This is a genomic window from Roseateles sp. P5_E11 (assembly GCF_054049355.1).
In genome coordinates this window covers 1-6,473 of the sequence record NZ_JBFUMO010000333.1, presented here as the reverse complement: position 1 = coordinate 6,473, position 6,473 = coordinate 1, and the positions used below count along the sequence as shown (strand labels likewise).

Genomic DNA, 6,473 nt, shown 5'->3' with positions numbered 1-6,473 from the left:
GTCAAGTGGTTCAACGATGCCAAGGGCTTCGGATTCATCGAGCCGGAAGCTGGCGGAGATGATGTCTTCGCCCATTTTTCAGCGATCCAGATGGAAGGCTTCCGGACGCTGAAGCAGGGCAGCCAGGTGCAGTTCGACCTGGTGCAGGGCCCCAAAGGCCAGCTTGCGCAGAACATCACGCCGATGGAAGCCGCACGCGCCGCCGAGCAGCAGCAACAGCCGCAACTGGCGTCCTGAGCTGAGCTCACAAATCAAAAGCCCCGTGGCCTGACGCCACGGGGCTTTTGCATTGGCGCCGCCGGGCTCGCGCAGCAAGCGCGCGCCCGGCTTGCTAGAGTTACGTGTTGCGCGCCGCCTCCTGGCGCTGTGTGCAGCACGGATTGCCATCTACCGGAACACGCTCATGACCGCCGAAAAGACCCAGATTGTTTACACGTTGACCGACGAAGCCCCCCGCTTGGCCACTGCCTCGCTGCTGCCGGTCGTCAAGGCCTTCGCGGCGTCGGCTGGGATCGACGTCGTCAGCAGCGACATCTCGGTGGCCAGCCGCATCCTGGGCCAGTTCCCGGAACTGCTGACCGAAGAGCAGCGCGTGCCCGACAACCTGGCCGCCCTGGGCAAGCTGACGTTGAAGTCGGAAGCCAACATCATCAAATTGCCCAATATCAGCGCCTCGGTGTCGCAGTTGAAGGCCGCCATCAAGGAACTGCAGGGCAAGGGCTACAAGATCCCGGACTACCCCGAAAAGCCCGAGACGGATGAGCAGAAGGACATCCGCGCGCGCTACAACAAGTGCATCGGCTCGGCCGTGAACCCGGTGCTGCGCGAGGGCAACTCCGACCGCCGCGCGCCCAAGGCGGTGAAGGAATACGCCCGCAAGAACCCGCACCGCATGGACGACTGGAGCCAGGCCTCGCGCTCGCACGTCTCGCACATGCATGACGGCGACTTCTATCACGGTGAAAAGTCGATCACGCTGGACCGCGCACGCGACGTGAAGATGGAGCTCATCACCAAGAGCGGCAAGGCCATCGTGCTCAAGGCCAAGGTTTCGCTGCTGGACCGCGAGGTCGTCGACTCGATGTACATGAGCAAGAAGGCCCTGCTGGCCTTCTATGAGAAAGAGATCGAGGACGCGCGCAAGACCGGCGTGATGTTCTCGCTGCACGTCAAGGCCACCATGATGAAGGTGTCCCATCCCATCGTGTTCGGCCACTGCGTGCGCATCTTCTACCGCGACGCGTTCGAGAAGCACGCCAAGCTGTTCGACGAACTGGGCATCAACGTCAACAACGGCATGGTGGACCTGTACACCAAGATCGCCACGCTGCCCAGCGCCAAGCAGGACGAGATCAAGCGCGACCTGCACGCCTGCCACGAACACCGCCCCGAACTGGCGATGGTGGACTCGGCCAAGGGCATCACCAACTTCCATTCGCCCAACGACGTCATCGTCGACGCCTCCATGCCCGCGATGATCCGCAGCGGCGGCAAGATGTACGGCGCCGATGGCCGCCTGAAGGACGTCAAGGCCGTGATGCCGGAGTCGACCTTTGCCCGCATCTACCAGGAGATCATCAACTTCTGCAAATGGCATGGCGCCTTCGACCCGCGCACCATGGGCACGGTGCCCAACGTGGGCCTGATGGCCCAGCAGGCCGAGGAATACGGCTCGCACGACAAGACCTTCGAGATCCCGGAGGACGGCGTGGCCAACATCACCGATCTCGCCACCGGCGAGGTGCTGATGAGCCAGGACGTCGAGCAGGGCGACATCTGGCGCATGTGCCAGTGCAAGGACGCCGCCGTCCGCGACTGGGTCAAGCTGGCCGTCACGCGCGCCCGCAACTCCGGCATGCCGGTGGTGTTCTGGCTGGACTCCTACCGCCCGCACGAGGCGCAGCTCATCACCAAGGTCAAGATGTACCTGCATGAGCACAATACGACCGGCCTGGACATCCAGATCATGAGCCAGGTGCGCGCGATGCGTTACACGCTGGAGCGCGTCATCCGCGGCCAGGACACCATCAGCGCCACCGGTAACATCCTGCGCGACTACCTGACCGACCTCTTCCCCATCATGGAACTGGGCACCTCGGCCAAGATGCTGTCCATCGTGCCGTTGATGGCTGGCGGCGGCATGTACGAAACCGGCGCCGGTGGCTCGGCGCCCAAGCACGTGCAGCAGCTGGTGGAGGAAAACCACCTGCGCTGGGATTCGCTGGGCGAGTTCCTGGCGCTGGCGGTCAGCCTGGAAGACGTGGGCATCAAGACCAAGAACGCCAAGGCCAAGGTGCTGGCCAAGGCCCTGGATGCCGCCACCGGCAAGCTGCTGGACAACGGCAAGGGCCCCAGCCCCAAAACCGGCGAGCTCGACAACCGCGGCAGCCACTTCTACCTGACGCTGTACTGGGCCCAGGCCCTGGCCGAGCAGACCGAGGACGCCGAACTGGCGGCCCGCTTCAAGCCACTGGCCCAGACGCTGACCGCCAACGAGGCCAAGATCGCCGAGGAACTGAAGGCCGTCCAAGGCAAGCCGACCGACATCGGCGGCTATTTCCTGCCGGACGTGGCCAAGCTGGACAAGATCATGCGCCCCAGCGCCACGTTCAACGCGGCGCTGCAATCGCTGGCCAGCTGATCGACCGCTGAACGAAGAAACGGGGCGCCATCGGCGCCCCGTTTTGCTTGCAACGCCTCATGACGCGTTGCGATTTCACGTTGGCGGGTATTCCGCAATGAAACAGCAAGCCCAACGACCAAAATATTTACTACAGTCTGATACCAGGCGTTTGCTCCTGCAAAGCCTTCTGACAGGCGACACGTGAAGCACCACGGGTCGCCCCAAACCCCGGCCTCCGCGCCGGGGTTTCTTTTTGTGCACCTGGCAACAAAAGCCGGCGCCCTCAATGCGGCACGGGCTTGCGAAACGGATCCGGCACAGGATTCGGCTTCAACGCGCCACGGACCCGCTCCACGGCGGCAGCGGAATCCTTGTCATCGACCGACACGATCAGCCGCAGCCAACTAGCCTTGTTGAGGTCCGTCTCACGACGAGTCCAACACCACACCTGTGCACCGCGCTCACCCGAACGGTCAGCCAGATACACCTCGTCGAAGTCCGCCCCCTCGTAGATGAGGAGCTGATTTTCGTCAACGTAGGTGTTGATGTAGTCCGGCATGCCCAAAGTCTAGGCGTTCGGGGCGAAACCGTGTCACTCCATCTGGTCAATCATCACCTGCCCGAACCCGGAGCACGACACCTGCGTCGCGCCGTCCATCAGGCGCGCGAAGTCGTAGGTCACCTTCTTGCTCAGGACGGCCTTTTCCATCGCGCTGATGATGAGGTCTGCGGCGGCTATCCAGCCCATGTGGCGCAGCATCATTTCGGCCGACAGGATCTCGGAGCCGGGGTTCACATAGTCCTTGCCGGCGTACTTGGGCGCCGTGCCGTGCGTGGCCTCGAACATCGCGATGGAGTCGCTCATGTTGGCGCCCGGGGCGATGCCGATGCCGCCCACCTGCGCGGCCAGTGCGTCGGAGATGTAGTCGCCGTTCAGGTTCAACGTGGCGATGACGCTGTACTCGGCCGGGCGCAGGATGATCTGCTGCAGGAAGGCGTCGGCGATGCTGTCCTTGATGGTGATGTCCTTGCCCGTCTTCGGGTTCTTGAACTTGCACCACGGGCCGCCATCGATGGGCTGGGCGCCGAACTCCTTCTGAGCCAGCGCATAGGCCCAATCTCGGAAACCGCCCTCCGTGAACTTCATGATGTTGCCCTTGTGCACGATGGTGACGCTGGGCTTGTTGTTGTCGATGGCGTACTGGATGGCCTTGCGCACCAGGCGCTCGGTGCCCTCCCGGCTGACAGGCTTGATGCCGATGCCCGAGGTGTTTGGGAAGCGGATCTTCTTGACGCCCATTTCGTCCTGCAGGAACTTGATGAGCTTCTTGGCCTTGTCGCTCTCGGCCTCGTATTCGATGCCGGCGTAGATGTCCTCCGAGTTCTCGCGGAAGATGACCATGTCGACCTTGTGCGGCTCCTTCACCGGGCTGGGCACACCGTCGAAATACTGCACGGGGCGCAGGCAGACATACAGGTCCAGCTCCTGGCGCAGGGCGACGTTCAGCGAGCGGATGCCACCGCCGACGGGCGTGGTCAGCGGCCCCTTGATGGAGACAACGTATTCCTTCACGGCCTGCAGCGTCTCTTCGGGCAGCCACACATCGGGGCCGTATACGCGAGTGCTCTTCTCGCCGGCGTAGACCTCCATCCAGTGGATCTTCTTCGCACCGCCGTAGGCCTTGGCCACCGCCGCGTCCACCACCTTGAGCATGACGGGCGTGATGTCCAGGCCGGTGCCGTCGCCTTCGATGTAGGGAATGATGGGCTGGTCGGGCACGTTCAGCGTGAAGTCGGCGTTGACGGTGATCTTCTGGCCGCCTTCAGGCACCTTGATGTGTTCGGACATGACGTGTGGGCTCCGCGCAAGAGACGAGACTAGGAAACGAAACCCGGCGAGTTTATGGCCGGCTCAGCAGGCCAGCAGGAGCCGCTGCCACACGCCGTGCACCAGCCCCCACGCCGCCCCCGCGGCCAGCATGAGTCCGGCCAGGCGCAGCGCCAGCACCTCGCCACCCGTGCCCCGTTTGAGCAGCCGCGCCCGCCACAGCGGCGCGATGACGAGGCCCGGTGTGCTGGCCAGCGCAAAGCCAGCCATCGCCGCGGCACCGCTCAAGGGCGAGCCTGACAAGCCGGCCAGCAGCAGCGCYGCATGCAGCAGCCCACAGGGCATGGCCACCCAGGCGATGCCGGTAGCGAAGGCATGGCGCGGCTGAGGGCGCCAGCCCACGGCGCCCAGCCACGCCGGCACGCGGCCACGCACCAACAGCATCAGGCCGAACAGCAGCAGCGCCGCCTGCAGCAGGGCCCAGGCCGGCTGCAGCAGCATCACACCCTGAGAGGCGCGCGCCAGCGCCTGCGCGGAGGCGGCCGCGATGGCGCCACCCGTGGCATAACCCAACAGTCGGCCGGCCAGCAACCGCATGGGCCGGTGCCCCGCGGCGAGGGCGCAAGGCGCACTGCACATGGCCGCGCAGTGCGGCATGCCTGCCAGCCCCATCAGCGTGGCGGACAGGACCAGGGCCGCATCCATCAGATGATCTTGGAGAAGCGCTCGCGGCTGGCGTCGGCCTGCAGGTAGCGGTCAAAGACCGACGCGACGGCGCGCACGAAATACCAGCCCAGCGGCGTGACCCGCAAGGCGTCGGGTTGCCGCTCGACCAGGCCCTGGTCGGCCAGCCGGGACAAGCGCTCCAGCTCCGGCGCGAAGTAGGTGGCAACGTCGACGAGATAGGACGCCGCGATGGACTCGAACTCCAGCCGGCCCTGGCACATCAGCGCCATGATGACGGCGCGGCGCAACAGGTCGTCGCGCGTCAATGCCAGGCCGCGCTGCACGGGCAGCTGGCGCTGGTTCAGCGCATCCTCATACTCGGCCAGGGTCTTGGCGTTCTGCGCATACGTTGCGCCGACGCGGCTGATGGCCGAAACGCCCAGGCCGATGAGATCGCAATCAGGCTGCGTCGAATAGCCCTGGAAGTTGCGGTGCAGCAGGCCCTGGCGCTTGGCCACGGCCAGCGGGTCGTCGGGCAGCGCGAAATGGTCCATGCCGATGTAGGCATAGCCCTCGCCCAGCAGCGCGCTGATCGCGCCTGACAGCATGGCCAGCTTGTCACCCGCCGGCGGCAGCAACTCGGCGACGATGCGGCGCTGCGGCTTGAAGCGCTGCGGCAGGTGGGCATAGGCATACATCGCGATGCGGTCGGGCCGGAGCTCGGCGACCTGGGCGATGGTGCGCGCGAAGGACGCCGGCGTCTGCAGCGGCAGGCCATAGATCAGGTCGACGCTGATGGAGGCGAAACCCAGCTCGCGCGCCCCGCGCATCAGGGCCGCGACAGAGGCCAGCGGCTGCACGCGGTGCACGGCCTTCTGCACGGCCGGGTCGAAGTCCTGCACGCCGAAGGACAGGCGGTTGAACCCGAGCCGGCGCAGGTGCGCCAGGCGCGCCAGGTCGACCGTGCGCGGGTCCACCTCAATGGACAACTCGGCGCCAGGCAGCAGCTTGAAGCGCCGGCGCAACGCATCCATCAGCACGCTCAGTTCAGTGTCCGACAGAAAGGTCGGCGAGCCACCGCCCAGATGCAGTTGCGAAACGGGCGCGTGGCCACCCAGGGCCTCGGCCACCAGGTCCATCTCCAGGTTCAACGCGGCCAGATAGGGCTGGGCGCGCTCGTGGTGCTTGGTGATGATCTTGTTGCAGGCGCAGTAGTAGCAGAGCTGCTCACAGAACGGGATGTGCACATAGACCGACAGCGGCTGGGCCGCGCCGCGCTGTGCCAGGGCCTGCAGGTGCTGGGGTGCCTGGTAGGCCTCGACGAAGCGGTCGGCCGTCGGGTAGGAGGTGTAGCGC

Annotated in this window: 6 protein-coding genes; 2 read left to right on the top strand and 4 right to left on the bottom strand. The window is 65.3% G+C overall.

Annotated elements, in window-relative coordinates:
* A partial coding sequence (locus ACXJKR_RS20965; protein WP_457324462.1) for a cold shock domain-containing protein occupies nt 1–237 on the top strand: 237 nt, incomplete at its 5' end.
* Between the two features lie 166 nt (nt 238–403).
* Nucleotides 404–2,641 carry an NADP-dependent isocitrate dehydrogenase gene (locus tag ACXJKR_RS20960; protein ID WP_457324461.1) on the top strand — a complete coding sequence of 746 codons (2,238 nt, stop codon included), beginning with the start codon at nt 404–406 and terminating at the stop codon, nt 2,639–2,641.
* Nucleotides 2,642–2,906: 265 nt separating this feature from the next.
* On the opposite strand, the gene ACXJKR_RS20955 is transcribed toward ACXJKR_RS20960, so the two are convergent.
* From ACXJKR_RS20955 to hemN, 4 genes are all read right to left on the bottom strand, one after another.
* Nucleotides 2,907–3,182 (bottom strand): hypothetical protein, encoded by a 276-nt coding sequence (locus tag ACXJKR_RS20955; RefSeq protein ID WP_056197762.1) that lies wholly within the window; start codon nt 3,180–3,182, stop codon nt 2,907–2,909.
* Between the two features lie 33 nt (nt 3,183–3,215).
* A complete protein-coding gene (icd, locus tag ACXJKR_RS20950) occupies nt 3,216–4,472 on the bottom strand; it encodes an NADP-dependent isocitrate dehydrogenase (protein ID WP_457324460.1) in 1,257 nt (418 codons plus the stop codon).
* 63 nt (nt 4,473–4,535) lie between these two features.
* Nucleotides 4,536–5,156: an urease accessory protein UreH domain-containing protein gene (locus ACXJKR_RS20945; RefSeq protein WP_457324459.1), complete on the bottom strand. Its 621-nt coding sequence runs from the start codon at nt 5,154–5,156 to the stop codon at nt 4,536–4,538.
* The coding region (gene hemN / locus ACXJKR_RS20940; RefSeq protein ID WP_457324458.1) for an oxygen-independent coproporphyrinogen III oxidase at nt 5,156–6,473 on the bottom strand (1,318 nt) is incomplete at its 5' end. The genes hemN and ACXJKR_RS20945, both read right to left, overlap by 1 nt.

What these genes read in the sequence shown, in the direction of transcription:
- ACXJKR_RS20960 (WP_457324461.1), top strand. Translation starts at nt 404, where the DNA reads ATGACCGCCGAAAAGACCCAGATTGTTTACACGTTGACCGACGAAGCC.
- ACXJKR_RS20955 (WP_056197762.1), bottom strand. Translation starts at nt 3,182, where the DNA reads ATGCCGGACTACATCAACACCTACGTTGACGAAAATCAGCTCCTCATC.
- icd (WP_457324460.1), bottom strand. Translation starts at nt 4,472, where the DNA reads ATGTCCGAACACATCAAGGTGCCTGAAGGCGGCCAGAAGATCACCGTC.